General features: G+C 73.0%; 23 protein-coding genes. 11 read left to right on the forward strand and 12 right to left on the reverse strand.

Translation table 11 applies throughout. The annotated features are described in order from the left end of the window. Positions 1-130: 130 nt before the first annotated feature. Positions 131-1,129 carry a polysaccharide deacetylase family protein gene (locus ACFY93_RS10235; protein ID WP_391355719.1) on the forward strand — a complete coding sequence of 333 codons (999 nt, stop codon included), beginning with the start codon at positions 131-133 and terminating at the stop codon, positions 1,127-1,129. A 178-nt stretch (positions 1,130-1,307) separates the two neighbouring features. Here ACFY93_RS10235 and ACFY93_RS10240 read toward each other — a convergent pair whose 3' ends face one another. From ACFY93_RS10240 to ACFY93_RS10250, 3 genes are all read right to left on the reverse strand, one after another. Then, positions 1,308-1,676, reverse strand: coding sequence for a DUF4440 domain-containing protein (locus ACFY93_RS10240; RefSeq protein WP_391355721.1), 369 nt, complete (start codon positions 1,674-1,676; stop codon positions 1,308-1,310). A 34-nt stretch (positions 1,677-1,710) separates the two neighbouring features. Then, positions 1,711-3,096, reverse strand: coding sequence for a diaminopimelate decarboxylase (locus ACFY93_RS10245; protein WP_391355724.1), 1,386 nt, complete (start codon positions 3,094-3,096; stop codon positions 1,711-1,713). 182 nt (positions 3,097-3,278) lie between these two features. Further along, a complete protein-coding gene (locus ACFY93_RS10250) occupies positions 3,279-4,241 on the reverse strand; it encodes a MerR family transcriptional regulator (RefSeq protein WP_391355726.1) in 963 nt (320 codons plus the stop codon). A 92-nt stretch (positions 4,242-4,333) separates the two neighbouring features. Between ACFY93_RS10250 and ACFY93_RS10255 the strand changes: the two genes are divergently transcribed. Beyond that, a complete protein-coding gene (locus ACFY93_RS10255) occupies positions 4,334-5,899 on the forward strand; it encodes an alpha/beta fold hydrolase (RefSeq protein WP_391355728.1) in 1,566 nt (521 codons plus the stop codon). 164 nt (positions 5,900-6,063) lie between these two features. Continuing rightward, positions 6,064-6,561 (forward strand): peptidylprolyl isomerase, encoded by a 498-nt coding sequence (locus tag ACFY93_RS10260; protein ID WP_391355731.1) that lies wholly within the window; start codon positions 6,064-6,066, stop codon positions 6,559-6,561. Between the two features lie 121 nt (positions 6,562-6,682). Here the strand turns inward: ACFY93_RS10260 and ACFY93_RS10265 are convergent, their stop codons facing one another. Next, complete coding sequence (locus tag ACFY93_RS10265) at positions 6,683-8,515, reverse strand: glycoside hydrolase family 15 protein (RefSeq protein WP_391355733.1); 1,833 nt, start codon at positions 8,513-8,515, stop codon at positions 6,683-6,685. A 315-nt stretch (positions 8,516-8,830) separates the two neighbouring features. Between ACFY93_RS10265 and ACFY93_RS10270 the strand changes: the two genes are divergently transcribed. The 3 genes from ACFY93_RS10270 to ACFY93_RS10280 all read left to right on the forward strand — a co-directional run bounded on the left by ACFY93_RS10270 (position 8,831) and on the right by ACFY93_RS10280 (position 11,718). Beyond that, the gene (locus ACFY93_RS10270) at positions 8,831-9,922 is read left to right on the forward strand and encodes a YhjD/YihY/BrkB family envelope integrity protein (protein ID WP_391355736.1); all 1,092 of its coding nucleotides are present in this window, start codon (positions 8,831-8,833) and stop codon (positions 9,920-9,922) included. 85 nt (positions 9,923-10,007) lie between these two features. Then, positions 10,008-11,021 carry a polyphosphate kinase 2 gene (gene ppk2, locus ACFY93_RS10275; RefSeq protein ID WP_391356231.1) on the forward strand — a complete coding sequence of 338 codons (1,014 nt, stop codon included), beginning with the start codon at positions 10,008-10,010 and terminating at the stop codon, positions 11,019-11,021. 220 nt (positions 11,022-11,241) lie between these two features. Further along, complete coding sequence (locus ACFY93_RS10280; protein ID WP_391355737.1) at positions 11,242-11,718, forward strand: spore-associated protein A; 477 nt, start codon at positions 11,242-11,244, stop codon at positions 11,716-11,718. Between the two features lie 244 nt (positions 11,719-11,962). Here the strand turns inward: ACFY93_RS10280 and ACFY93_RS10285 are convergent, their stop codons facing one another. Then, on the reverse strand, positions 11,963-12,880 hold the full coding sequence (locus ACFY93_RS10285; protein ID WP_391355739.1) for an MBL fold metallo-hydrolase: 918 nt from the start codon (positions 12,878-12,880) through the stop codon (positions 11,963-11,965). Positions 12,881-12,981: 101 nt separating this feature from the next. Here ACFY93_RS10285 and ACFY93_RS10290 point away from each other — a divergent pair, with 101 nt between their 5' ends. Further along, positions 12,982-14,115, forward strand: a complete 1,134-nt coding sequence (locus ACFY93_RS10290) for a cupin domain-containing protein (RefSeq protein WP_391355742.1) — start codon at positions 12,982-12,984, stop codon at positions 14,113-14,115. Between the two features lie 25 nt (positions 14,116-14,140). Here ACFY93_RS10290 and ACFY93_RS10295 read toward each other — a convergent pair whose 3' ends face one another. Together ACFY93_RS10295 and ACFY93_RS10300 are read right to left on the reverse strand one after the other, a co-directional pair. Beyond that, the gene (locus ACFY93_RS10295; RefSeq protein WP_391355745.1) at positions 14,141-15,277 is read right to left on the reverse strand and encodes a cellulose binding domain-containing protein; all 1,137 of its coding nucleotides are present in this window, start codon (positions 15,275-15,277) and stop codon (positions 14,141-14,143) included. 437 nt (positions 15,278-15,714) lie between these two features. After that, positions 15,715-16,737 carry a substrate-binding domain-containing protein gene (locus ACFY93_RS10300; RefSeq protein WP_391355749.1) on the reverse strand — a complete coding sequence of 341 codons (1,023 nt, stop codon included), beginning with the start codon at positions 16,735-16,737 and terminating at the stop codon, positions 15,715-15,717. Between the two features lie 229 nt (positions 16,738-16,966). Between ACFY93_RS10300 and ACFY93_RS10305 the strand changes: the two genes are divergently transcribed. Next, positions 16,967-17,782, forward strand: a complete 816-nt coding sequence (locus ACFY93_RS10305) for an inositol monophosphatase family protein (protein WP_391355752.1) — start codon at positions 16,967-16,969, stop codon at positions 17,780-17,782. Between the two features lie 148 nt (positions 17,783-17,930). Then, a complete protein-coding gene (locus ACFY93_RS10310; RefSeq protein WP_391355753.1) occupies positions 17,931-18,737 on the forward strand; it encodes a methyltransferase domain-containing protein in 807 nt (268 codons plus the stop codon). 50 nt (positions 18,738-18,787) lie between these two features. Here ACFY93_RS10310 and ACFY93_RS10315 read toward each other — a convergent pair whose 3' ends face one another. From ACFY93_RS10315 to ACFY93_RS10335, 5 genes are all read right to left on the reverse strand, one after another. Beyond that, on the reverse strand, positions 18,788-19,309 hold the full coding sequence (locus ACFY93_RS10315) for a DUF4396 domain-containing protein (RefSeq protein WP_391355756.1): 522 nt from the start codon (positions 19,307-19,309) through the stop codon (positions 18,788-18,790). 119 nt (positions 19,310-19,428) lie between these two features. Continuing rightward, complete coding sequence (locus ACFY93_RS10320) at positions 19,429-20,169, reverse strand: SDR family oxidoreductase (RefSeq protein ID WP_391355758.1); 741 nt, start codon at positions 20,167-20,169, stop codon at positions 19,429-19,431. Between the two features lie 111 nt (positions 20,170-20,280). Continuing rightward, the gene (helR, locus tag ACFY93_RS10325) at positions 20,281-22,431 is read right to left on the reverse strand and encodes an RNA polymerase recycling motor ATPase HelR (RefSeq protein ID WP_391355760.1); all 2,151 of its coding nucleotides are present in this window, start codon (positions 22,429-22,431) and stop codon (positions 20,281-20,283) included. A gap of 1 nt (position 22,432) precedes the next feature. Beyond that, a complete protein-coding gene (locus ACFY93_RS10330; protein ID WP_391355762.1) occupies positions 22,433-22,576 on the reverse strand; it encodes a hypothetical protein in 144 nt (47 codons plus the stop codon). Positions 22,577-22,832: 256 nt separating this feature from the next. Then, positions 22,833-24,521, reverse strand: a complete 1,689-nt coding sequence (locus ACFY93_RS10335; protein ID WP_391355764.1) for a hypothetical protein — start codon at positions 24,519-24,521, stop codon at positions 22,833-22,835. A gap of 254 nt (positions 24,522-24,775) precedes the next feature. Between ACFY93_RS10335 and ACFY93_RS10340 the strand changes: the two genes are divergently transcribed. Together ACFY93_RS10340 and ACFY93_RS10345 are read left to right on the forward strand one after the other, a co-directional pair. Then, positions 24,776-25,054 carry a polyprenyl synthetase gene (locus ACFY93_RS10340; RefSeq protein ID WP_391356234.1) on the forward strand — a complete coding sequence of 93 codons (279 nt, stop codon included), beginning with the start codon at positions 24,776-24,778 and terminating at the stop codon, positions 25,052-25,054. After that, complete coding sequence (locus ACFY93_RS10345) at positions 25,044-26,099, forward strand: polyprenyl synthetase family protein (protein ID WP_391355766.1); 1,056 nt, start codon at positions 25,044-25,046, stop codon at positions 26,097-26,099. Before ACFY93_RS10340 ends, ACFY93_RS10345 begins: the two co-directional genes overlap by 11 nt. Positions 26,100-26,187: the final 88 nt, after the last annotated feature.

The following is a 26,187-nucleotide window of genomic DNA, read 5'->3' on the forward strand; positions in this document are numbered from 1 at the left end:
GCCAAGCCGAACGGCAGCGGCAACAACTTCGGGGTGACGATCCAGACCAACGGCACCTGGACCTGGCCGACGGTCTCCTGCACCGCGAACTGACCCCGGACGACCGGAGCATTCCAGAGAGGTTCCCCGTATGAGAACCAGACCACGAGCGTCCTTGAGGTCCCTCGTCACGACCCTGGCCGTCGCCGCGACGGCCGTGGCGGGCACCCTCGTCGCCGGCACCGGCCCCGCTCAGGCCGCCGCCTGCAACGGGTACGTCGGCCTCACGTTCGACGACGGCCCGTCCAACGACCACACACCGGCCCTGCTCAACGCCCTCAAGCAGAACGGGCTGCGGGCCACGATGTTCAACGAGGGCCAGTTCGCCGCCTCCTACCCGGCCCAGGTCCGGGCGCAGGTCGACGCGGGCATGTGGGTCGGCAACCACAGCTACACCCACCCGCACCTGACCCAGCAGAGCCAGTCGCAGATCGACTCGGAGATCTCCCGGACCCAGCAGGCCATCGCGAACGCGGGTGGCGGCACGCCGAAACTGTTCCGCCCGCCGTACGGCGAGACCAACTCCACGCTGAAGTCGGTCGAGGCCAAGTACGGCCTGACCGAGATCATCTGGGACGTCGACTCGCAGGACTGGAACGGTGCGAGCACCGACGCCATCGTGCAGGCCGTCGGCCGGCTCGGCAACGGCCAGATCATCCTCATGCACGAGTGGCCCGCCAACACGCTCGCCGCGATCCCGCGGATCGCGCAGACGCTGGCCGCCAAGGGCCTGTGCGCGGGCATGATCTCCCCGCAGACGGGCCGCGCCGTGGCTCCCGACGGTGGCGGCACCGGCGGTGGCGGCGGCGGTGGCGGTGGTGGCGGTGGTTGTGCCGCGACGCTGTCCGCCGGTGAGAAGTGGGGTGACCGGTACAACCTCAACGTCTCGGTGAGTGGTTCCAGCAACTGGACCGTGACGATGAACGTTCCGTCGCCGGAGAAGATCCTGTCGACCTGGAACATCAGCGCGAGTTACCCGAGTTCGCAGGTGCTGACGGCCAAGCCGAACGGCAGCGGCAACAACTTCGGGGTGACGATCCAGACCAACGGCACCTGGACCTGGCCGACGGTCTCCTGCACCGCGAACTGACCCACGGCCCACCCTTCGCTCCACCTCCTGCTCACCGCAAGATCAGCGCACCCGTGGCGCGGCGGCCCCCGGCCACCGCGCCACACCCGCGACCGCGAGCCGGGCTCGCCGACCCGGCGTGGCACCCGGGACAGAACCACCCGGCACGAAACCGCGTGAGCGGAGAGTGCTCGCCTCCTCAGCCTGTCACGGTTCCCTGGTGGAAGTACATCCGCCAGCCCTCCTCCGTCAGCCGCCACAGGGAACTCCGCCGCGTCCTGCGGCCCCGGTGGTCGGCGAGGTAGGTCAGGTGCACGATGCCGGGGGCGAGGACGGTCCCGGACATCTCGCTGACCTCGACCGGGTGTCGCGGCGACACGCCGCCGCTGCTCGTGACCGTGAGGATCGACCTCGCGTCCCACCGGCGTCCGGACGCTCCGATCTCCGTGAACTCCGGGTCCAGCAGCTCCAGGACGAGCGCCGGTGAGGTACGTACACCGGGATCGAGGAGCCGCAACTCGCCCTCGACGGCCGCCCGTACCGCCTGCTCCGTGTCGTCGCCCGCCATGCCGGAACCCTACAGAGGCCTCACCCCGGGCGGATCAGCCCTGTACCGGGTGCTCCGCTCCCAGGGCGAGCAGGGAGTCCACGTGGGCCAGGCCGCTCTCCGCCGCGATCTCGTCGAGGGTCTGCTCGTCCCGTACGGTCGCGAAGCGGACCTCGCCCGTGTCGCCGGCGCCGGTGCGGGCGAAGCCGTGCACGGCGGGGCGGGGCAGACTGTTGTAGGACCAGGGGGTCGAGAAGTAGTAGGCGCCGGTGTCCAGGAGCACCACCAGGTCTCCCTCGGCGAGCTCGGGCAGTTCCCGGCCGTGGGCGACGACGTCGCCGGCGAAACAGCAGGGGCCCGCGACGTCCTGGACGAGCGGCGGGCCGTCCTTGGGCCTGCCCGCCGCGTCGAAGACGGCGACCCGCAGCGGCCACGCGTCGGGCATGAACACGGTGCGGGTGGCGGTCTGCGCGCCCGCGTGGGTGAGGGCGATCCGGCGCCCTCCCGCGTCCTTCGTGTACTCGACCCGCGCGCCGATGAACCCGTTCTTCGCGAGCAGGGACCGCCCGAACTCGGTGACCAGTGAGTACCGGCCGTCGAAGAGACCGGCCGCGGCCGCGCGCAGCGTCGCGGCGAAGTCCGCGAAGGAGGGGCTGACGGTGTCGTCGGCGAAGTTGACGGGCAGGCCGCCCCCGATGTCGAGGCTGGTGACCTGCCTGTGCCCCACCGCGTCGTTGATGTCCTCCGCGAGCCGGCAGGTCTCGGCGACGCCCTCCGCGATCAGCTCCAGAGGGCAGCCCTGCGAGCCGACATGGGCGTGCAGGCGGGTCAGCCAGGGGCGCTCGGCGAACGCGCGGACGACGCCGTCCCGGGCCCCCGGGTCACGGAGTGCCACCCCGAACTTGGAGGTGGCGGTGGCGGTGCTCATGGCCCCGATGGAGCCGCCCCCCACCTGCGGATTGACCCGCAGCCCGACGACCGACGAGGAGCCGGGGGCGCGCAGCTCACCGATCCTGTCCAGCTCGGCCAGGTTGTCCGCGTTCAGCGCGATCCCGAGGGCGAGGGCCCGGCGGATCTCCCCACGGGTCTTCGCGGGGGAGTCGAGGACGATCGAGGCGGGCGCGAACCCCGCCTCCAGGGCCAGCCGCAGCTCACCGGGGCTCGCCACCTCGCATCCCATGCCGCACTCGGCGAGCAGCCGCAGCACGGGCACGAGGGACGCGGCCTTGGCCGCGAACGTGTGCAGGACGTCCGGCGGTGCGGGAAAGGCCGCCCGCAGGGCGTCGACCGAGGCACGGATGCCCTCGGTGTCGAGGAACCCGGCGAGAGGGCGGTCCTCGCCGAGGAGGCCCGCCCGGACGGCGTGGCGGACCACGTCGGCCACCCGGGCCTCGGGAGAGCGACGCGGGCCGGTGGGATGCTGCGCGGTACTGGGAGTCACGGCCGGGTCCTTCGGGAAGAGAGGGCACCGCCGCCCACGGGGGCGGACGGCGCCGGCGGGGAGGGGATCGGGACGAGCGGGCGGCAACGGACTCCACCGCGTCGTCGTGAGCCGTGCCGAAGCGGCGAACGGCTTCGGGACCGTACGGCGATGCGCCTCCGGGGCCACCGTACGGCTCGGGTTCAGGCCGCGGCGGCGGTCTGCTCGGTCAGCGCCGCGAGCAGCCAGTCGTGCGCGGTTCCGGGAGTCGGTTCCGGCCGGCCCCCTGGCGGGGTGACGACCTCGGCCACCAGCTCCCAGTACCGGTCGATCCGGGGGTCCCCGGCGAGCTGCCCCACCAGCCGCCGCCGGAAGCCGGCCGTGTCCCGGGTGCCGTACGCACACGCGTACGCGGCCACGAAGCCGTCCAGCTCCGCGCCCGGGTACGGCGCTGTGCCCCGCCGGAGCCGGTCGCTCGCGAGCTCGTACGCCTCGGCGAGGCCCGCGTACAGCAGGGCCGATCCACGGGTGCCCGCGGCCCGGTGCACCTCGGGCTGAGGCCGCTCCCCGCCCGTGCACGGGCGGGAGACCAGGGTGTGCAGGCGGGCGAAGGCCAGGACCTGGGCCGGACCGGGGTCGTCGGGCGGATGCGGGACCGCCGCCTCCAGGAACGCGGTCATGGAGCGCGCCGGCATCCTCGGCGGCAGCCAGGCATGCCAGAAGCGGGCCAGCGCGGCCGTGCTGGGCGGCGCCGTCACCGAGCCGATCAGCCGCAGCCGGTCGGCCCGCTCCCCGGGCGGGCACTCCTGCACCAGCCGCAGCCCCGCCTCCCGCCAGCGCAGGGCCCTGATCTCGGAGCCGAGCCGGCTGAGCTGCCCGGCGACGGCGTCCCGCAGCACACCGCCGGCCCCGCCCCGCTCGCCGGCCGTGTCCTCCTCGTCGAGCACACGCCGGATCTCGGCCACGGGCAGGCCGAGACCGCGCAGCGAGCGGATCAGGCGGAGCCGGTCGAGCGCGTCGGGGCCGTAGCGCCGGTGTCCGCCGGCGCTACGGCGGGCCTCCGGGAGCAGGCCGCGGTCGGAGTAGAAGCGCACGGTCTTGACCGTGACGCCCGCGTGCTCGGCGAGTTCGCCGATGCCGCACAGGCCGTCGGGCGACGGGAACACTTGAACCTCCCTCAGGGGGAGTTCCTACCGTAACCGCGAGCGTGGCCGGACGATCGGGCCGGTCGCGGACAACGACGTGTGGGGAGAGGTTCATGACGGCATTCGTCCTGGTGCCGGGCGCGTTCACCGGCGGACACGTGTGGGAGAGGACGGCCGAACGGCTGTCCGCGGCGGGCGCGGACGTGCACGCGGTGAGCCTCACCGGGCTCGGCGGGCCGCGCGTGGCGGGGGCCGCGGGGGGCCCTGTCGACCTGGAGACGCACATCGCGGACGTCCTCGCGGTGATCGACGCCGTCGGCGGCGCCGGGGGCGGCACGGCGGGCGGCGAGGAGATCGTGCTGGTCGGACACGACTACGGGATCCACCCGGCGCTGGGCGCCGCCGACCGGCGCGCGGATCGCGTCTCACGGATCGTCCACCTCGACGCCGGGATGCCGAGGGACGGCGTCCCCGCCCTGGCCGCGGTGCCCGACCAGGCCCTGCGGGAGCGGCTGGCGGAGCAGGCCGGCGGCGGGGCGGCGGGGGAGCGGTCCGGGGGCGGTGCGGCGGGGGAGCTGCCGCCCCCGGTGCTGGAGGAGTGGCAGCGCTGGGGCAGCACCGAGGGCGTGTCCGACGTGGCGCTCGACCGGCTCACCGCCCTCGCCGCGCCGCAACCGCTGGGCACGCTGTTCCAGCCGCTGAGGCTGTCCGGCGCGGTGGCCGCCGTACCCACCACCGGGGTGCTGTGCACCGCGAACGGTGTGAGCATCGAGATGCTCCAGATGGTGGTGGGCTTCGGCGACCCGGCCCTGCGGGCCCTGACCGGTCCCGGGGTGACGTTCTTCGAACTCCCCACGGGCCACTGGCCGATGCTGTCGTGCCCGGCCGAACTCGCCGAGGTGCTGCTGCGGGCCGCGGCCGGCGAGGGCCACCGGCTGAAGCCGGCCGACGCCGCCGAGCCCCCCGCCCACCTGCGGCCGTTCGTGCTGGACGTGCCGGAGAGGCCCCGGGAGCGGACCGGGAACCTCGACCTGTACCTGCCCGACGCCGAAGGCCCCTGGCCCGCGGTGGTGTTCGTGCACGGAGGCCCGGTGCCGGCCGGCGCCCGGCCGACGCCCCGGGACTGGCCGGGCTTCGTCGGGTACGCCCGGTACGCGGCCGGGCAGGGAGTGGTGGCCGTGACCCTCGACCACCGGCTGCACGACATGGGCGACTACGAGCGCTCCGCCGCCGACGTCAGAGCCGCAGTGGAGCGGGTCCGGGCCGATCCGAGGGTGGACGCCGACCGGGTGGCGCTCTGGTTCTTCTCGGGCGGCGGCCTGCTCACGGCGGACTGGCTGGGCGCGCCGCCGGCCTGGCTGCGCTGTCTGGCGGCCAGCTACCCGGTCATCGCGCCGCTGCCGAACTGGGGACTGTCCGGCAGCCGCTTCCGTCCGGCGGACGCGGTGGCGGGCGCGGGCGCGCTGCCCGTCGTCCTCACCCGGGTGGGACGGGAGATGCCGGAGATCGCCGCCACCGTCGAGGAGTTCCTGGCAGCGGCCGAGGACTGCGGGGCGAAGACCGAGGTCATCGACGTGCCGAACGGACACCACGGTTTCGACACCGTCGACGCGACCGACGAGGCACGTGACGCCGTCCGTCAGGCGATGCGCTCGGTGCTGGCGCACCTGACGGCCTGACCGGACCGGCCCGCCCGGCGGGGCGGGGCCCGGCGTCCGTCCCGCCCCGCCGGGCGGTTTCCGCCGCCCGCGCCGGGCGTCTCGCGGCGCCGGCCGGCGGCCGGACGGTGCGTCGGACGGGTGCCTGTGTGCCGGGAGATCGGCGACGTGACAGCATGTGTCCCATGAGCAACGACGTTTTCTTCGACATCACCATCAACGAGGAGCCCGCCGGGCGCATCGTCTTCAAGCTGTACGACGACGTGGTCCCCAAGACCGCGAAGAACTTCCGGGAGCTGGCCACCGGCGAGCACGGCTTCGGATACGAGGGCTCGTCCTTCCACCGGGTCATCCCCGCCTTCATGCTGCAGGGCGGCGACTTCACCCGTGGGGACGGGACGGGAGGCAAGAGCATCTACGGCGAGAAGTTCGCCGACGAGAACTTCCAGCTGAAGCACACCAAGCCGGGCCTGCTGTCCATGGCGAACGCCGGACCCAACACCAATGGCTCGCAGTTCTTCATCACCACCATCGTCACCGACTGGCTGGACGGCAAGCACGTCGTCTTCGGTGAGGTCACCGAGGGCATGGACGTGGTGAAGGCGATCGAGGCCCTGGGCTCCCGCAGCGGCTCCACCCAGGCGACCATCCGCATCGCGAAGTCCGGCGTCGTCGGCGCCTGATCCTGTTCCCGTACCGGCTGTGAGCCCGGTGCCGGACACGCGTCCGTCGCGCGTCCGGCACCGGGCTCCCGTGCGTGGCGCCCGCCCTGAGGACGACCGCATCCGCCCGGCGGCCCTCGGCTCAGCTCAGCGCACGGTCGAGGTTGAAGGCCGCGCTGATCAGCGCCAGGTGGGTGAACGCCTGCGGGAAGTTGCCCTGCTGCTCACCGGTGTGGCTGATCTCCTCGGCGTACAGGCCCAGATGGTTGGCGTAGGTCAGCATCTTCTCGAAGGCCAGCCGCGCCTCGTCGACCCGGCCGGCGCGCACCAGCGCCTCCACGTACCAGAACGAGCAGATCGAGAAGGTCCCCTCGTCGCCCTGGAGCCCGTCCGGACTCGAGAACGGGTCGTAGCGGTAGACCAGCGAGTCGGACACCAGATCCTTGGTCAGCGCGTCCAGCGTGGAGAGCCATTTCGGGTCGGTCGGAGCGATGAACTTGGCCAGCGGCATCATGAGCACCGACGCGTCGAGCACGTCGTCGTCCTCGTGCTGGACGAACGCCTGCCGCTCCTCGGACCAGCCCCGTTCCATGATCCGCCGGTAGATCGCGTCGCGGCGCCCGGTCCAGCGCGGCAGATCCGCCGGCAGCCCGCGCCGGCGGGCCATCCGGATGGCCCGCTCGATCGCCACCCAGCACATCAGCCGCGAGTACAGGAACTTCTTCCGCCCGCCCCGCGTCTCCCAGATCCCCTCGTCCGGCTGGTCCCAGTGCTCGCACACCCAGTCGACCAGTGCGCAGACGTCGTCCCACTGGTCGCTGGAGATGGGCTGGGCCCACTTGTCGTAGAGGTAGACCGAGTCGATGAGGGCACCGTAGATGTCGAGTTGCAGCTGATCGGCGGCGGCGTTGCCGACCCGTACGGGGGCGGAGCCCTGATAGCCCTCCAGATGGGTGAGCTCATGCTCCGGCAGATCGGTGCGCCCGTCGATGCCGTACATGATCTGCAGCGGCCCCGAGGCGCGCCCGTCACCCGGCCCGATGTGGCGGGTCAGGAACCGCATGAACGCCTCGGCCTCACCGGCGAAGCCGAGCCGCAGCAGCGCGTACACGCAGAAGGCGGCGTCGCGCACCCACACGTACCGGTAGTCCCAGTTGCGTTCCCCGCCGAACCGCTCGGGCAGACTCGTGGTCGGCGCCGCGACGATCGCGCCGGTCGGCGCGTAGGTCAGCAGTTTCAGCGTGAGCGCCGAGCGGTGGACCATCTCCCGCCACCGGCCGCGGTAGCGGGAGGCGGACAGCCAGCGCCGCCAGTACGTCACGGTGGCCGCGAACTGCTGCTGCGCCTCGGTGCCCGCGCATCCGCGCGGTGTGACCTCGCCGCCGACCTGGTCGAGCGCGAACACAGCGGACCGGCCCTCGCCCAGTTCGAATTCCGCCACGACATCCGGGCCGTCGGCCTCGGCCGGCACCGTCGCCGTCAGGGCGAGTGACATGTCCGCTGATTCGAACACCGCCATGCCGTCGGACATCCGCACGGTGTGCGGCCGGGTGCCGTACGCGAACCGGGGAGCCACGCGCGCCCGGAAGGGGACGGAACCGCGTACACACAGGACGCGCCGTATCAGCCGGTGCCGTTCGGCCTCCGTCGCGCCGCCGCCCACCGGCATGAAGTCCTGCACCTCACCGACGCCGCCGTCGGTGAAGAACCGGGTGATCAGCACGTTGGTGTCGGGAAAGTAGAACTGCTTGGTCCTCGCCGGCACGGCCGCGGCCAGGGCGAACGATCCGCCGCGCTCCGCGTCCAGGATCGAGGCGAACACACTGGGTGAGTCGAACGAGGGCGAGCAGTACCAGTCGATCGTGCCGTCCGTCCCCACCAGCGCCACGCTCTCCAGGTCACCGATCAGTCCATGGTCGGAGATCGGCAGATAGCGGCGGCACCCGAGACCGTCCTGGGCGCCTGACGTGTCCATCGATGCAGCCTCCCTGCTTGGGGGCGACCGGCGCTCGCCCTCCCAGCGTAGCCCTCCGCGGACCACCGGATCCCGCCACCTCCGTCTCCTCCTCCGCCGACGGAACGGGCCGAGACGGGGACCGGTCGGGTCGGGTCGGGACGGATCCGTGCCGGGTTCCCCGCGCGCGGCCACCGGAAACGGCCCCGCGCAGGGCGCCGGACCGGCGCCGGCCGACGGGTTTCCGCTGATTGCCGCCAGGACAAACCGGGCAGGTTGGGGCTGAGGTGTACGCCGGTCCCTGGGACCACGGGCGGGTCGGGGCCAGGAGGCAGCGTGGGAGTGACGCAACGCATCGACGCCTTCCAGCGGCGTCACCGGTGGGTCGGTCTGCCGCTGGCCGTCGTGTACAAGTTCGCCGACGACCAGGGCACCTACCTCGCCGCGCTGCTCACCTACTACGGGTTCCTCTCCCTGTTCCCGTTCCTGCTCATCGTGGTGACCGCGCTCGGCGCGTTCCTGCACGACAACGAGCAGCTGCAGCGGCAGGTGCTGCACTCCGCTCTCAGCGAGTTCCCCGTGATCGGCGACCAGATCGGCCAGAACATCCACTCCTTCCAGGGCAACGGCGTCGCCCTGACGGTCGGCATCCTGGGCAGCCTCTACGGCGGGCTGGGAATCGCGCAGGCCGCCCAGTACGCCCTCAACAAGATCTGGGCCGTGCCCCGGCACACCCGTCCCGACCCGTTCCGCTCGCGGGTCAAGGGCCTGCTGTTCCTCCTGGTGGCCACGGTCGGCCTCGGCGCCTCCACGGGGCTGTCCGTCGCCGCGTCGGAGAGCGACGTCTTCGGCACCCGCTTCGGTGTCCAGCTGCGTCTGGGCATCACCGTGGTGTCCGTGGCACTGAGCGCGCTGATGCTGATCCTGGCGTCCCGGATGCTCACGCACCGGAGGATCCCGGTACGGCGGCTGTGGGGTTCGGCGCTGGGCGCGGCCTTCGTGTGGCAGGTGCTGCAGTGGGCCGGGACGTACTACGTGGGGCACGTCCTGCGGGGGGCGGGCGCCACGTACGGGATGTTCGGTCTCGTGCTCGGCCTGATCGCCTGGATCTACCTCGGGGCGCTCGTCTTCGTCGTGGCGGCCGAGGTGAGCTCGGTGCGGACACAGCGGCTGTGGCCCCGCAGTCTGCTCACGCCCTTCACCGACAAGGTCCGGCTGAGCTGGGGCGACCGGCGTGCGTACGAGTCGTACGCGGTCACCGAGACGTTCAAGAGCTTCGAGGACGTCAACGTCCACTTCCGTCAGCATCCCCCGCCTCCGCACCCTCACCCGGACCATCCCGACCGCCCGGAGGGTCCGGAGGGTCCGGGCGGTCCGAAGGGTCCGGACGGTCCGGAGGGCGATCCTCCCGGCGGTGAGCGGCCCTGAGATCGCCGGGCGCGGATGCCGCGAGGGTTTCGGTGGCACACGATGGGCAGGGAGCTTCCGGGTGAGCGAGAGAGGTGGAGAGCCGTTGCGTGACGACGAGGGGACCAGCCGGAGGGCCGGGACGAAGTCCGCTCAGTTGCTGGACGGACTGACCGTGGACGAGACACGGCCCGAACAGCCGATCCTCCTGGACCACGCGGGGCAGCCGATCGCGACGTGGCGGGAGAACTATCCGTACGACCGCAAGATGCGGCGCGCCGAGTACGAGCGGCGCAAGCGGGTGCTGCAGATCGAGATGCTGAAGCTCCAGCGCTGGGTCAAGGACACCGGGCAGCGGCTGGTCGTGGTCTGCGAGGGCCGGGACGCCGCCGGCAAGGGCGGCACCATCCAGCGGTTCATGGAGCGGCTCAACCCGCGTGGCGCCCAGGTGGTGGCCCTGGAGAAACCCACCGAGCGTGAGGCGGGCCAGTGGTACTTCCAGCGCTACATCGCACATCTGCCCGCACCCGGCGAGATCGTCTTCTTCGACCGGTCCTGGTACAACCGCGCGGGAGTCGAACGGGTCATGGGGTTCTGCACCCAGGCGGAGTACGAGCAGTTCCTGCGCCAGTGCCCCGAGTTCGAGCGGATGATCACGGACGACGGCATCCTGCTGGTGAAGTTCTGGTTCTCCGTGTCCCGGAGCGAACAGCACACCCGGTTCGCGATCCGGCAGGTCGACCCCGTCCGGCAGTGGAAGCTCTCCCCGACGGACATGGCCTCGCTCGACCGCTGGGACGACTACACCATCGCGAAGGTCGACATGTTCCGCGCCACGGACACCGCGTACGCGCCCTGGACCGTCGTCAAGACCAACGACAAGAAGCGCGGCCGGCTGGAGGCGATGCGCAGTCTCCTGTGGCGCTTCGCCTACATGAGCAAGGACCCCGACGCGGTGGGCGCGCCGGACCCGCTGATCGTGGGCGCGGCCGACACCCTGCTGGAGCCGGGGGAGGAGAACAGCGTGCTCTCGCCCACCCCGCTCACCCACCCGTCCCCGGGCCCCGGCGACCACCCCGGCGCGAGCGACGCGGGCGCTCACACCACTCGTCGCGGGTGAACGCGCGAACTGGTGAACTCCCCTTGCCACGCGGCCCGGTGACGGTCCCGGGCTGATCGCCGACAGTACTGTCATGAGTCGGTAACAGCGGACAGGACGTACAACTGCCCGCCCGACGCACGGGTCTGACGTCGTGCGAGCCACTCGGCGCGGACCGGCGGCCGGTTGCCGGCCGTCACGGTCCGTGCGTGGTGACCAGAACAGGAATCGGGGACCAGACATGACGACCTTCATCCGACGTGCCTCCGCGGTGGGAGCCGCCGTCGCCGCGTCCACCTGCGTCGCGGCCGCCTTCGCACCCGCTGCCGGTGCGGCCGCACCGGCAGCATCCGGTGCGGCCCGGCCCGCGGCGACGGCAGCGGCCTACAACGGCGCCTGCGGCAGCGGCTACTCCGTGGTCAACTCGGCGAACATCGGCAGCAAGGGCACGGTGTTCCTCACCTACAGCTCCGCGACCGGCAAGAACTGCGTGGTGACCGTGCGCGCCACCTCCGGGACCGCCGTTCACATGTCCGCCTCACTGGGCTTCGCCTCGCCGACCACCACCGTCGTCGACGAGGGCTACTACACCTCGTACGCCGGTCCGGTCTACCTCGACGCCCGTGGTCTGTGTGTGACCTGGCGCGGCGAGATCGCCGGTGAGGTGGCCGGCAAGAACGGCACCAACTGCGGTGCCCGGGTGGCCGGCCGGCACTGACCCGCCGCCTTCGAGCCGGTGCCGGCCCGGCGCCCGACCACCGTCGGGCCGGCACCGCACTCACCGTGTGGGGCGGTCGCCCCTCCGCCGGACTCCCGCGTCCGGCCCCGAACCGCCATCCGCGCCACTGCCGTCCACCGATCCGTCCTTCGACCCGGCCGCTCAACTGCCCACACTGCGCCTGATCCTCCAGCGCTTCCTGCGGCCCGGGGCGGCCTCCTGGCCAGTGTGACGACGCCCGGCGCTACCGCCCGCCGTCGAAGACCGCCCACTCGCCCAGGGTGAACCGCCCGCCGTCCCGCCGGACCTCGACGGCGCCCCCGCCGCCGAAGTGGGCGGGGACCACGAGTTCGCGTTCATCGGCGGCCCGTCCGAGTATCCGGAGACGGGAGGCCGCCGCCCGGCTCCCGTCGAGGCAGAGGCAGCTGCTGCACGCGGGGTGAAGTATCTGGACGGGGCTGTGCAGCAGATCGCCGACGAAGACCGCCCGCTCACCTCCCGACCGGAGCCGCAGGACGGACGAGCCCGGCGTGTGGCCGGGCGCGCCTTCGAGAGTGAGGTGTTCGTCGATGCGGTGGGCGCCGTCCCACAGCACGACCTGCCCGGCCCGGTGGACGGGCGCCACGCTGTCCTCGTAGACGAGCCGGTCGTCCTCGCGCAGGCCGGCTCCGTACCCGTTGTCCGGTCCGAAGTGGAAGTCGTCGGCGGCCGGTATCAGGTACTGGGCGTTGGGGAAGGCCGGCGTCCACTGTCCGTCCACCGCCCGGGTGTTCCAGCCGACGTGGTCGGCGTGCAGGTGGGTGTTGACGACGACGTCGACCTCCAGAGGGTCCACGCCCCCCCGCGCGAGCCGGCCGAGGAAGTCGCCCTGCCGGTGGTGGAAGAAGGGTGAGCCCGGCCGCTCCCGCCCGTTGCCCACTCCCGTGTCGATCAGTACGGTCCGCCCTTCGCTGCGCAGCACCCAGGTCTGCAGCGCGACCACCGCCTGATCGCTGTCCGGGTCCCAGTGGGCGGGCTCCAGCCAACTCCTGTTGTCCCTCCACGACTCGGCGGGAACCTCCGGGAAGAGTCCCCGGACGGGCGCGTACGGGCCCTGCCACTCGGTGACCCGGGTGACGGCGACGTCGCCCAGCATGACGGTCTGTTCGCTCTCGTTCTCCATGACCCCGACCCTAGGAAGGCAGCCCCGAGCGTCTCAATGCCCGCCGTGCTCAAGCGGATACGCGGTCGTCTCACCTCTGAGGGGGCCGGTACCCTGACGGCGTGGACGTGGTGAGCGACGCGATCTCGGCCGTACGAGTCGGGCGGCCCTCCTCCGAGCGCGTGCGGGTCGGCGGAACGTGGTGCGCGCGTCTCGCCCCGTACGAAGGGGCGGGCTTCCACGTCGTGCTCAAGGGCGGCTGCTGGCTGCTGCCCGACGACGGCGACCCGGTGTCGCTGCGCACCGGCGACGCCGTACTGCTGCCGCACGGCACAGGTCACGTCATCGCCGACGCGCCCGCCGACCCGGTGACCGTGCGCCGCGCGGTGCCGTTCGAGCGATGGCGACGCGACGGGAGCCCGCAGGGCCGTTCCTCGACCGGAGGCGGAGGCGGAGGCGGAGGCGGAGACGCGGCCGGTGAGGCTGCCTTGGCCGGTGACGCGCACCCGGCCGGTGAGGTGGAACTGCTGTGCGGCAAATACCGGCTCGACCGCAGTCACGTGCATCCGCTCATGGCGGAGCTGCCCGAGGTCGTCCACCTTCCCCACCACGTGGGCCGGCATCCCGAACTCCGGGCCGCCATCGACCTGCTCGGCGGTGAACTGGAGGCACAGCGGCCCGGCTCCTGTATGGCGGTTCCGAGCCTGCTCGACCTGCTCCTCGTCTACATGATCCGCTCTTGGATGGCCGAGAGCACGGCCGGTGTCTGGCCGGCCGTGCTGGGTGACCCGGTGGTGGCCGCCGCCCTGCGCGCACTCCACACGGACCCGGCCGCCGCCTGGACCAACGACCGGCTGGCGGCCACGGCGGGCGTGTCCCGCCCCACCCTGGCCCGCCGGTTCACCGGCCTGGTCGGGCGCCCTCCGATGGCCTACCTCACCTGGTGGCGTCTGACGCTCGCCGCGACCCTGCTCCGCGACACCCCGGACTCCCTGGCGGCCGTCGCGGGCCGGGTCGGCTACGGCACGCCGTACGCGCTCTCCCACGCCTTCAGCCGGGAGTTCGGCACCACGCCGGGGCGCTACCGGGCGGGGGCCGGCGAGCCCGCCCCGGGTTCACCGGCCGCACCGGCTCCGGTGGGGCGGCCTGTGCCGCCCCACCGGAGCGCGACGGGTGCCGTTCCGGCGGCCCCCGTCGGCGTGAGGGCCGCCCGCCGGCCCGTCAGTGGCGCCCAGGGTCTTTTCGTTCCGGACTGACCGCAACGAGAGGCCCTGGCCCGCGTCACGCGGTGGCGCAGGCCGTGCCGTTCAGGGAGAAGCTGGCCGGCTTGGCGAAGGTGCCGCTGTAGGTGCCCTGGAAGCCGAAGGACTGGCTGCCACCGGGAGCGAGCCGCGCGTTGTGCGCCAGGTTGCTCGCCGTGACGGCTCCGGAGGTCGAGGAGAGGGTGGCGTTCCAGGCGTTGGTGACCCGCTCGCCGGAGGGCAGGGTGAAGGCGAGCTTCCAGCCGTCGACGGGTGAGCTGCCGGTGTTCGCGACCTTGACGTCCGCCGTGAAGCCGCCCTGCCAGACGTTGGTCGCGTACGTCACCTCGCAGGCCGCCGGATCCCCGGGGTCACCCGGGTCGCCCGGGTCGGGGGCACCCGTGTTGACGCTGGACGAGAAGGAGTTCAGGGCGAGCCCCGCGCCGTTCTGCCAGGGTTCGAAACCGGACTGGACACTCGTCAGGTACCAGTCGTTCTGAGCCATTCCACGGGAGACGGCCTGCTGGACGAAGTCCATCACGTCGAAGTTCCAGCTGCTGATCGTCGACGGGGCGACGAAGGACAGCACGTCGTTGCCGCCGTTGTTGCCGGACCAGACCGCCCAGGAGCGCCCGGCCACGTTCGCCGTGCCGACCTGCGAACCCACCGGCTGGACCGAGCCCGTCCTGTTGAACCAGATCATGATCTCGGTGTGGTTCACACCGTCGGTCCGGGGCGTCGGGTCGAGCCAGATGTCGTACGCGGCGTCGAACGTCGCGTTACTGACGTAGCTGAACGAACTGCTGGTGGGGGCGCTGGAGATGGTGTTGAGCCGCGCCGGGAGGTTGGTGCCCGGCGAACAGTTGGTGTAGTGGCAGCCGTTGAAGGCGGACGGGTAGGACTTCGGGGCGCCGTTGGTGGACACCGAGCCGTCCGCCTGGCTGATCCGGAATCCGGAGTCGGTCACGGTGATGCACTGGGCCTCGCTGGTGCCCCAGCGGTTGTTCTGGACGACGTAGCGCCCCTGGATGGTGGTCGAACCGAACTCCTCACATATCGTCGTGTCGGCCTGGGCCGCCGACGCGGTGGACATCAGGGCCGCGATGGCCGCGAGAGCGGTGAGGAGCGCGCCGAGCACGGCGCTTGGACGGCGGGGACGGTGCGGTAACGATCGCATGGGTCCTCTTTTCGGGGGACGGCCGGAGCTGTACGGGAGACCTCCGCTCCCGGGCCGGACGGAAGATGCGGAACTGGGAGCGCTCCCATCCAGCGGGTTGGCAGGGACTGTAGGGAGTAGTACATGTCCCTGACAAGATGTCGGACGGGTCGGCGTCGAACGCGGCTCGAAACCACAGGTCGTACGGTCGGGCGTCGGACGGCGGCCGGGACCGGGGTTGGAACTGGGAGCGCTCCCGACGGGCGCGCCCGCGCCGCACGCGGCGGGTCCACGAAGCCGCTCCCGGCCGACGCGGTCTCTCAGACGCGAAGACGCGAAGACGCGAAGGCTCTGCGAGGACTCCTCGGGGTGGCGGCACGGCGTGGGGTGCCGACGCGCCCGTCGCGGACGCCGGCGGGACCGGCCCGCACCGACCCGGTGCCGTCCGGCGCCCCGGCTCAGGCCGACCCGCGCAGCACGAGCTCCGTACGGAGGATCACGTGCTGCCAGGCCACGGCCGGTTCCGCCATCTCCTCGAGGAGCAGGCGCACCAGGGCCCGGCCGATCTCGTCCAGCGGCTGACGGACCGTGGTCAGCTGCGGAGCCGTGTGCTGCGCCAGCGGGAAGTCGTCGAAGCCGATCACCGCCACGTCCTCCGGCACCCGGCGGCCCGCCTCCCGCAGGGCCGCGAGGACCCCGGCGGCGGTGGTGTCCGACGCGGCGAAGACGCCGTCGATGTCCGGGTGCCGTTCGATCAGCTCGGTCATCCCGCGGCGCCCGCTCTCCTCCGTGAAGTCGCCCTCCACCACCCAGGACGGCTTGTTCTCGATGCCCGCGAGGGCCAGCGCCTCCTGATAGCCACGCAGCCGGCACCGGGCGACGTACATGTCGAGCGGCCCCGTGATCGAGGCGATCGTCCTCCGCCCTCGGCCGAGCAGATGGGCGACCGCGTCACGGGCGCCCCCCACGTTGTCCGCGTCCACGTACGTGACGCACTCGTCGCCCGAACGGCGCCCCATCAGAACGGTGGGCAGGCCGGACTCGGCGAGCATGTCCGGCAGCCGGTCCTCGGCACGCACGGACATCAGCAGCGCTCCGTCCACCCGGCCGCCGCGCGCGAACTCCACGAACCGCCGCCGCTCGACGTCCGTGCGCACCAGGGTGAGCAGCAGTTGCATCCCCGTGTCGGCCAGGGCGTCGCTGACGGCCCGTACCGTCTCGGCGAAGAAGGGCTCCCCGAACAGCCGCCAGTCCCGCTCCGTCATGGCGAGGGCGACGGCGTCCGCACGCCGGCCCGCGAGCGAGCGCGCGGCCAGATTGGGCACATAGCCGAGTTCGGTGATGGCGCGCTGCACGGCGCGACGCGTCGACTCCTTCACTCCCGCGGAGTTGTTGATGACACGGGAGACGGTGCCGCGGCCCACACCGGCGTGGGCCGCCACCTCCTCCAGCGTCGGCGTGCCGGGGCGTTGCCTGCCCATGACTGCCTCCCCCCAGAGATCACCGATACTACGATCAGGTTGCCCCTGATCGACCAGTCTCGGCCGCACCGGTCCTTCCCGGGCGCACCGGTTCTTCCCGGCCGTACTAGTCCCGTCCGGGCGCGTCCCGCGTCTGGCGGAAGCGCGGTGGAACGATGGCCCGGCGGACGACCGGTGAACCGCCGCCGAGACCTCATCTCGGGTCTCATGAACGGCAGTTGGCGACGCGATGGGTAGGCTGCACCGCGTGATCGACTCAGACCCGCCGCTCGACGACACCGAACTCGCGGCAGCCGCCGTCCGTGCCGGCGCGGAGGTGGTGCGCACCCTGTACGGCCAGCGCCTCACCCGCATCGACAAAGGGGGCGGGGACTTCGCCACCACCGCCGACGTGGAGGCGGAGAGGGCGATCCTCGGTGTCCTCCGCTCCGCCCGGCCCGACGACGCGGTGCTCGGCGAGGAGGGCGGACGGCAGGGCGCGGCCGGCGCGGCGCGCCAGTGGCTGGTCGACCCCCTGTGCGGCACGCTGAACTACGCCGCCGGCACCATGGCGGTCGCCGTCAACGTGGCGCTGCGCGACGGGGTGGCGGCCGTCGCCGATCCGTTCAGCGGCGAGGTCTTCCTCACCGACGGTGAGACCGCCCGGGTGCGGTACGACGGCGCCGACGCCCCGCTGGTCCCGACCTCCGCCACCCGGCTGGTGGACGTCAACCTCGATCCGCCGTTCCCCGGCGCGCCCGGCTTCCGGGCCGTGGAACTGCTGGCCCACCCGCGGTTCGTCGAGGGGTTCCGGCCACGGGTCATGTCCACGACGCTGGCGCTGACCTGGGTCGCGGCCGGGAAGCGCGCGGCCTACGTCACCGATGGCGGCGACCTGTCGGCGAGCGTGCACTTCGCGGCCGGGATCGCCCTGTGCCGGGCCGCCGGCTGCGTGGTCACCGGCGTCGACGGCGGCCCGGTCGGCCGGGGCGGGCGGGGGCTCGTGGCGGCCGCCGACGCCGAGACCCACGGCCTGCTGATGTCGATGATCAGGGGCCGGCCCTGAGCCCCAACCCTCAGGCGGCCCCCGGAGCGCGCCGTGTCCGGAGGTGTGCGCTGCTTCGCCGGGACTGCCGCGGACCGTGCTCTTCGAGCACCGCAGATGCCCGTGCCTTGATGTGTGTGCGGGACAGGTGCGACATGACACTGGTCCTATGACGACGCCCTCCTCCGGCGAGACCGGATACCTTCTCGACAACGCCCAGCCGGAAGCCGGTACGCGCTTCGACGCGCTCGGCGCACTCTTCGACGCGTCCACGTTCCGGCACATCGGGGAACTGGGCATCGCCCCGGGCTGGCGGTGCTGGGAGGTCGGGGCCGGTGGTTCCTCGGTGGTGTCCTGGCTCGCGGACCGGGTCGGCCCGGCCGGCAGGGTGCTGGCGACCGACATCGACACCTCCTGGGCCTCCGGGGCGGCCGGAGGCGTCGTGGAGGTGCGGCGCCACGACGTCGGCCGCGACGCGCCGCCCGAGGGTGGCTTCGACCTCGTCCACGCCCGGCTGGTGCTCGTCCACGTGACGGACCGGGACCGGGCCCTGCGCTCGATGGCCGAGGCCCTGCGTCCGGGAGGGTGGCTCCTGCTGGAGGACGCCGACCCCGCCTCGCAGCCGCTGATCTGCCTCGACGAGTACGGGCCCGAGCAGGAGCTGGCCAACCGCCTCAGGCGAGGCTTCCGTTCGCTGCTGGCGGCCCGCGGCGCCGACCTCGCGTACGGCCGCAGGCTTCCCCGCCTGCTGCGCGAGGCGGGACTCGCCGACGTCACCGCGGACGCCTACTTTCCGGTCACCTCCCCGGCGTGCGCCGTGCTGGAGGCGGCGACGGTCCGGCAGGTGAGGGAGCGCCTGGTCGCGGCGGGACTGGCGACCGACGAGGAGATCGACGGACACTTGGAGAACGTGGCCTCCGGCCGCCTGGACCTGGCGACCTCCCCGATGATCTCCGCGTGGGGCCGCCGCGTCTGAATCGCGGGCGGGGAAGGGGGAGGCAGGAATCGGGCCGGGCGGGCCGGCGGTCAGTGGTGCGCGTGGACGACGGCGTGGCCCTTGCCGCGGCCGATCATCCACTTGTTGACCGGCGTGGTGACGACGAAGGCGACCGCGAGGCCGCCCAGCAGCGTCGACCAGAACAGTCCGTCGCGCAGCTGGGCGTCCATCGCACCGGGGACGAGGAGGATGATGCCGTTGTCGACCAGTTCCATCACGGCGATGGAGAGGGTGTCGGCGGCGAGTGCGACCTTGACGGCGCCCCTGAGTCCGAGTCCTGCCCGGCGGATGCCGAACAGTGTGAACGAGTAACCGAACACGAAGGCCAGCGCGACCGCCAGAAGCGTGGTCCCCAGGTTGCCCCATTCCAGGGCGGTGCCGATGACCATGCCGAGGATCTCGCCGACGGCACAACCGGTCAGGCAGTGCAGCGTGGCCTGCGCGGCCGTGGACCAGGACGCGCCGGACGTGTGAGCGCCCCGGTGCCCGGCGCCGTGGGTCGCGGCGGCGCGGTCCTGCGTGGTGCCGGTGTGCCGCGTGCCGTCGTCCATGACCCTGCCTTCCCACCCGTCCCCGTCCGTCCAGTGTGGCCCGTCCCGGGTTCCCACGCGTCTTCCGGGATCACCTCACGCTCCGGCGCGTGGGGTGGGTCCGCGCGGCCACGCGGAGGTCAGGCCGTGAAGCCTCCGTCGACGTGGAGGGCGGCGCCGGTGATGTACGCGCCGTCCGCACCGGCCAGATGGGCCACGGTCGCCGCGATCTCGGCCGGCTCCGCGTAGCGGCCGAGCGCGGTGAAGCCGGTGATCGCCTCGGCGTTCGGCCCGTCGGCGGGGTTGGTGTCCGTGTCGGTGGGGCCCGGGTGGACGAGATTGGCCGTGATGCCCCGAGGGCCGAGTTCCCGCGCCAGCCCCTTGGTCATCCCGACGAGAGCCGTCTTGCTCATCGAGTACAGCGCGAGTCCCGGGAAGACGGCCCGGTCGCCGACGTTGCTGCCGATGCTGATGACCCGGCCTCCCCGGCCCATGTGACGCACGGCCGCCCGCGACGCCACGAACGGCGCACGTACGTTCACCGCCAGGGTGCGGTCCACCTCCGCCGGCCCCATCTCCTCCAGCGGGCCGACGAGGAAGACACCGGCGTTGTTGACCAGGATGTCGAGCCTGCCGAACGCCCCGGCGGCGTCGTCCACCGCGGCGGTGAGCGCCTCGGGTACCGCGCTGTCGGCCCGCATCGCCAGCGCCCGGTGCCCCCCGGCCTTGATCCGCTCCACCACCTCGGCGGCGCGCTCCGCGTCCTTCTCGTAGGTCAGTGCGACATCGGCGCCTTCCTCCGCCAGCCGCAGGGCCACCGCCGCACCGATGCCCCGGCTCCCGCCCGTCACCAGGGCCGCTTTTCCCTCAAGTCGATTCATGACTCGAGCATCGCGGGCCCTCCTCCCGGAAGCTGGCGGCAATCGGACCTGGCGTTCGGGGCCGCCGGGCTCCGTCGGCGGGGTCCAGGGCGCGACCGGGCGCGGCCGGTGTCAGGAGCTCGTGAGGATGACGAGTCGCTGGGTGGCCCGCGTCATCGCCACATAGCGGTCGACGGCTCCTTCGACGCCCTCACCGAACGCGTCCGGGTCGACGAGGACGACCAGGTCGAACTCCAGCCCCTTCGAGAGTGCGGGCGTCAGCGAGCGGACACGGGAGGTGGCCCGGAACGTGGGATCGCCGATGACGCAGGCGGTCCCGTCGGCGTGTGCGGCGAGCCAGTCGTCGAGGACCGCCTCCAGGTCCCCGACGCGTCCGCGGACGACGGGGATCCCGTTGCTGCGGATGGACGTCGGCACGTTGGCGTCCGGGAGCGCGGCGCGGATGGCCGGCTCGGCCTCCGCCATGACCTCTTCCGGCGTGCGGTAGTTGATGCTCAGGGAGGACACGGTGATCCGGTCGAGCCCGACCCGCTTCAGCCGTTCCTGCCACGACTCGGTGAAGCCGTCCCTGGCCTGCGCGCGGTCACCCACGACGGTGAAGCTGCGCGACGGGCAGCGGAGCAGCAGCATCTGCCACTCGGCATCGGTCAGTTCCTGGGCCTCGTCCACGACGATGTGCGCGAACGGGCCGGCGAGCAGGTCCGGTTCGGCGCCGGGGCGTGCGCTGTCGTCGATCAGTGTGTCCTGCAGGTCCTTGCCGTGCAGCATCGTCACCGCGCCCTCCCCGTCGTCGTCGGCCTGCAGCAGGCCGGCGATGACATCGGCCCTGCGCGCGCGTTCGACGGCGACGGCGGCCTCGTGGCGGCGCCTGCGCAGGGAGGCCCCGGGGTCGCCGAGCCGCTGCCGGGCGGCGTCCAGGAGCGGCAGGTCGGACACCGTCCAGGCCTGGGCGTCCTCGCGCCGCAGCCTGCGTACGTCGTCGGGGCCGAGCCAGGGAGCGCACTTGCGCAGATAGGCGGGGACCGTCCAGAGGTCTCCGACGAGGTCGCCCGCTTCGAGCATCGGCCACGCCCGGTTGAGGGCCCCCATCAACTGCCGGTCCCGCAGCAGCGACATGCGGAGCTGATCCGGCGGGGCGTCGCTGTCGTCCCTGTCCATGAGGATGGTGATCAGCTCGTCGCGGATCTGCTCGCGCGCCTCGTTGTGCGGGGTTCCCGCCTCCACCGCGTCGAACGCCACCGCCCAGTCGGTGGCGGTCAGCCGGATGTCCGACCAGTGGGTCGTGACCGTCATGCCCTCGGTGGGGGGTTCCTCGTAGAACCTGACGGCGGCCTCGATCGCCTTCACCAGGTCCGCGGACGACTTCAGGCGGGCCACGGCCGGGTCGGTCTCGGCCGTGGCCCCGGCACCCTCGGCGACGAGGTCCCGCACGGTGCAGGTCCGCACGCCCTCCTCGCCGAGGCTGGGCAGCACGTCGGCGACGTACGCCAGGTAGGGCTCGTGCGGACCGACGAACAGGACGCCGCCGCGACGGTGGCCGAGACGGGGGTCGGAGTAGAGCAGGTGGGCGGCGCGATGCAGGGCCACGACGGTCTTGCCGGTCCCCGGGCCGCCGTCGACGACGAGAGTGCCGCGGGACCCCGCGCGGATGACGGCGTCCTGATCGGCCTGGATGGTGCCGAGCACGTCACGCATCCGTGCCGACCGGTTGGTGCCCAGACTGGCGATGAACGCGGACTGGTCGTCGAGTGCGGCATGCCCCTGAAGCCCGTCGGCGGTGAACACCTCGTCCCAGTAGTCGCTGATCCGGCCGCGGGTCCAGCGGTATCTGCGGCGGCTCGCCAGACCCATCGGGTGGGCGTGGGTCGCCGCGAAGAACGGCTCGGCCGCGGGGGAGCGCCAGTCGAGCAACAGCCGCCGCCCCGTGCTGTCGGTGAGGCCGAGGCGTCCGATGTACACCGGCTCGGGATCGTCCTCGTGGACGATGTGTCCGAGGCACAGGTCGAGGCCGAAGCGGCGCAGTGCGCGCAGGCGCCCGGTCAGCCGGTGGACCTCCGCGTCCCGGTCCATCGCCTCCCGGCCGACGCCGCCGGGGGCCCTGAGCTCGGTGGCGAGGCTGTCGGACAGTTCGGTGATCGTCTGCTCGAGGGTATGGGCCATGGCCGCGAAGTGCCGCTCGTCGGCCTCGATCAGCCGCGGGTCGGCCTTGGCCGAGAGGCGGCCGGGAAGATCGAACGCGCCGGCGGTCAGGGGAGTTGTCATGTCAGCGGCTCCGGTTCGAGGTGGTGGCCGGGACGGCCGGCGGCGCGCACACCCGCGCCTCGGGTCCGGCGGCCCGCACCCCCGGTGCGTGCCCGGCCACCTGCCCCGGGTCGGAGCACTCCTTGACGAACAACAGCACACGCACCTTGTGAGTCTCCCATTTCCGCAGGTCCTGACCTCGGCCCGCGATTCTGACCCAGGGGAGGGGCCTTGCCGCAAGCCCCCTTGTGCGCTATAGGTTGAAAGTGGCAGGGAGTGATTGTTACTCATTTCTCCTCCCTGCTCCTCTCCGGCGTCTCATGCGTCCGGTCCCTCGTGCCTCCGGGCAGGGACACCCTCACGCGTCGACGCGTGGGGACACGGGGCCCGCCGCGGAGCACCGCGAGCCCGAGAATCACCGGTCAGCGGGTGCCGAGGTCCAGGTTCGGGTTCGGGTCGTTGTCGTCGCTCATGAAGTCCTTCATCCCCTGCCACAGCGACCGGGCGCGGTGGACGGTGGCGGCCGGGTGGGTGGAGAGGACCTCCTCGCGCTCCCCGAAGCCGACCGGAAGCGGCGGGAGACCCAGCGCGTCGAGGGTGCGGACCAGCAGTTCCGCCGGGTCTCCCGGGTCCCGGAGCAGCCGCGCCACCGCACCCGCGTCGCCGGCGCCGGCCGCCGTGACGAACAGGTCGGCGTGCGCCCGCGCGGTCTGCGCCGACGGCACCTGTCCGGGCCCCGCCCAGCGGTGCCCCGCCGTGGCGGCGCCCTCCTGCACGAGGGTCAGTGCGGCGGCGTCGGCTCCGTCGAGGCGGGCGACGAGCACGGGCAGCCCGGCGGAGGAGAAGGCGGCTTCCGCGATCGCCGTGGCACCGTCGAGCCGCAGCAGTGTGGCGCGGCGTCCCCGCTTGCCCGGCGTCTCCAGCGACGGCGCCGGCTCCAGCAGCGTCCACCGCCCGGCGGGCGCGAGGCGGACGGTCGCACCGCACAGCAGCAGTTCCTGCGCCGTGCGCGCCGGTGCGGCGGGCACGTACGCGATCTCCCGGGGCGCGCCGGACGCCGATTCCGGCAGCGGGACGGCGGGGGCGGGAACGGTGCCTCCCCGCGGTACGGACTCCGCCAGCCGCACCCTGGCGGCGTCACGGAAGTGCAGGAAGGCCTTCAGCGGCTCGCCCGCGTACTGCCAGGGCGAGGAGGTGGCGTAGCGGCCGATGGAACGGTACGTGTCCAGCGATCCGGCCCACCGCCGCTGCCGGTTCAGCGCCCACACCAGGTGATTGCGGACCAGTCGGGCCTCGGTGTCCTCGGGCGGCCGGGACGAGCAGTAGGCCGACGCCGCTGCGATGATGCCGTCGATCCGTTCGGCGTCGAGAGGGACGCCGGTGGCGCGACCGCTGTCCACGTCCAGGTCTACCTCCGTCATGGCCACGACCTCCAGGCCGCGCACCGGTGAGTCCGGCGGCGCGTCGGCGGCGGCGCGGGCGGCGTGGCCGAGCATCTCCTCGTGGCTTCCGTGCCACTTGGCGGCGAGGAACTGCACGGCGTTCAGGTGGGTCGGCAGGTGGTGCGGCGCGCAGGCCAGCGCGCGCGCCAGGCAGGCGTCGAAGACGTCGCGCGGCGCCTGGGCGCCCATGCAGTGGACGAGCGCCGCGGAGTGGGGCACCGGGTCGCCGGGAGAGGCCGCGACGGCTGCCTCGATGACCGGCACCGCGTCGTCCAGCAGCGCGAAGAACGCCCGGAACTGATCCGGCGCCACGTCCTTCGCCCGGGCGCCGGTCCGCACCCGCCACGCCTCGCCGACGCGCCGGAACGCCTCGACGGCGAGGAGGTCCGGATCCTGTGGCGTCTGCGCTCGCCAGGCGTCGAGCCACGCGGAGTCGTCCAGCGCGAGGTCGGCGAGGCTCTCGGCGGCGGCGTGCCGCAGGGTCCAGTCCGCATCGGCGCGGGTGGCGGCGAGCAGTGCCCGGGCAGGGGCGTGGACGCCGCGCCGGGCGGCGGCGAGGACGTCGGCGGTGCGCGGGTCCGGGGCGTCGATCACGACCGCGTGGTCCGGGGGCAGTCCGACACCCGTCGCTTCCAGATTCCGGACCGTACGGGCTGACTTGCCGAACACTCTCGTCTCCTCTTCGGGGCACTTGTGCGCACCGTCATGATCACCTCCGCTGCGGACGGCGGCCGGGGGACGGCCGAGTCGTGTCCGTAACGCCGCCGGAGCGTGATCGACACGACCCGGACGAGCTTCGTACGGGTGGCCGACAGGTCACTCGGTCGTGAATTCCTCCGCTCCGGTCCCCGGCGCGCCGCCAAGCTGGGAGGGACGGCGTGGACCGGCGCCGGCCGGATGTGCGGTGGGTGGGGGGCGTGGGGATGACCCGAGGGGCGGGGCGACGCGAGGGACCGGAAGGGCAGGCGGTGCTGCTCGCGGCCGGACTGGCCGACCTGGCGGTGAGCACGCTGGGTACGGCGCTGGGGACGGTACGGGGGCTGCTGCGGCGCTCGGACACCGCGGTGCTGGCGGCCGAGGCCCAGCGTGACCTGACGGCGCGCGGACGTCTGGTGCTGGACCGGTACGCCTCCGTGCCCCCGGCCCACCTGGAGATCCTCGCCCGGCACGCGCTGGCTCGGCGGGCCGCCGATGATGTCTGACGGGTGGGATCCGGCCGCGTTCAGGGCACGCGTCGACGGGGTGCTCCACCGGTTCGTGGCCGAGGAGGCCGACCAGTTGGCGGCGATCGATCCGGCGCTGGCCCCGGTGGCGACGCGGCTGGAGGCCGCGGTCGCGGACGGCAAACGGCTGCGGGCGGCGTTCTGCTACTGGGGCTGGCGCGCCGTGGGCCAGCCGGACGGCGACGCGCTGGTGCGGGCCGCCGCGTCCATGGAACTGGTGCACGCCGCCGCGGTCGTGCACGACGACCTCATCGACGACAGCTCCCTGCGGCGCGGCAGGCCCACCGCCCATGTTGCCCTCCGCGGCGCCGTACGCGGTCGTCCGCGTGCCGTCACCGCCGCCAGGTCGCTCGCGATGCTGGTGGGCGACCTGCTGATGGGGCTGGCCGGGCAGCTGTTCGCCACCAGCGGCCTGCCGGCCGCGTTCCTCGCGCGGGCCCGGCCACTGTGGTCGGTGCTGGCCCGGGAGCTCGTCGCGGGCGAGTGCCTGGAGATCCTGCGCACCGGGGCCGACCCGGACACCGCCGCGTCGCTGAAGGTGATCCGGTACAAGACCGCCAAGTACACCGTCGAGCATCCGCTGCTGATCGGCGGCGCCCTGGCCGGGGCGGGTGAGCGCCTGCGCGAGGGTTACTCCGCCTACGGCCTGCCGCTCGGCGAGGCGTTCCAGCTCCGGGACGATCTGCTGGGGCTGTTCGGCGACCCGGACCGCACCGGCAAGGCCAACGCCGACGACGTACGCGGCCAACGCCCCACGGCCCTGCTCGCCGAGACGTGGCGCCTCGCCGGGGAGGGCGACCGGAAGCGGTTGCGCGCCCTGCTGGGGCGACGGGACCCGGACGGAGACGGGCTGCGCGCGGTGCGCGAGGTGATGTCCCGGCTGAAGACCCCCGACCGCATCGAGGCCATGATCACCGCACGGGTCGAGGAGGCCCTCGGCGCACTCCACGAGCTGGACGTGCCTCCTCACGCCGCCGAGGCGCTGACCGTGCTGGCGCGTTCGGCGGCGGTCCGCCTCTCGTGACCCGCACCGGGGGCCGCACTCCCCGCCGTCCCCGGCCGCCGGCGCTCCCGCCCGCCGACCCTCCCACCCTCCGCGGACCACCCCGCCC

This window comes from Streptomyces sp. NPDC008313, from assembly GCF_042956125.1.
Classification (GTDB): domain Bacteria; phylum Actinomycetota; class Actinomycetes; order Streptomycetales; family Streptomycetaceae; genus Streptomyces.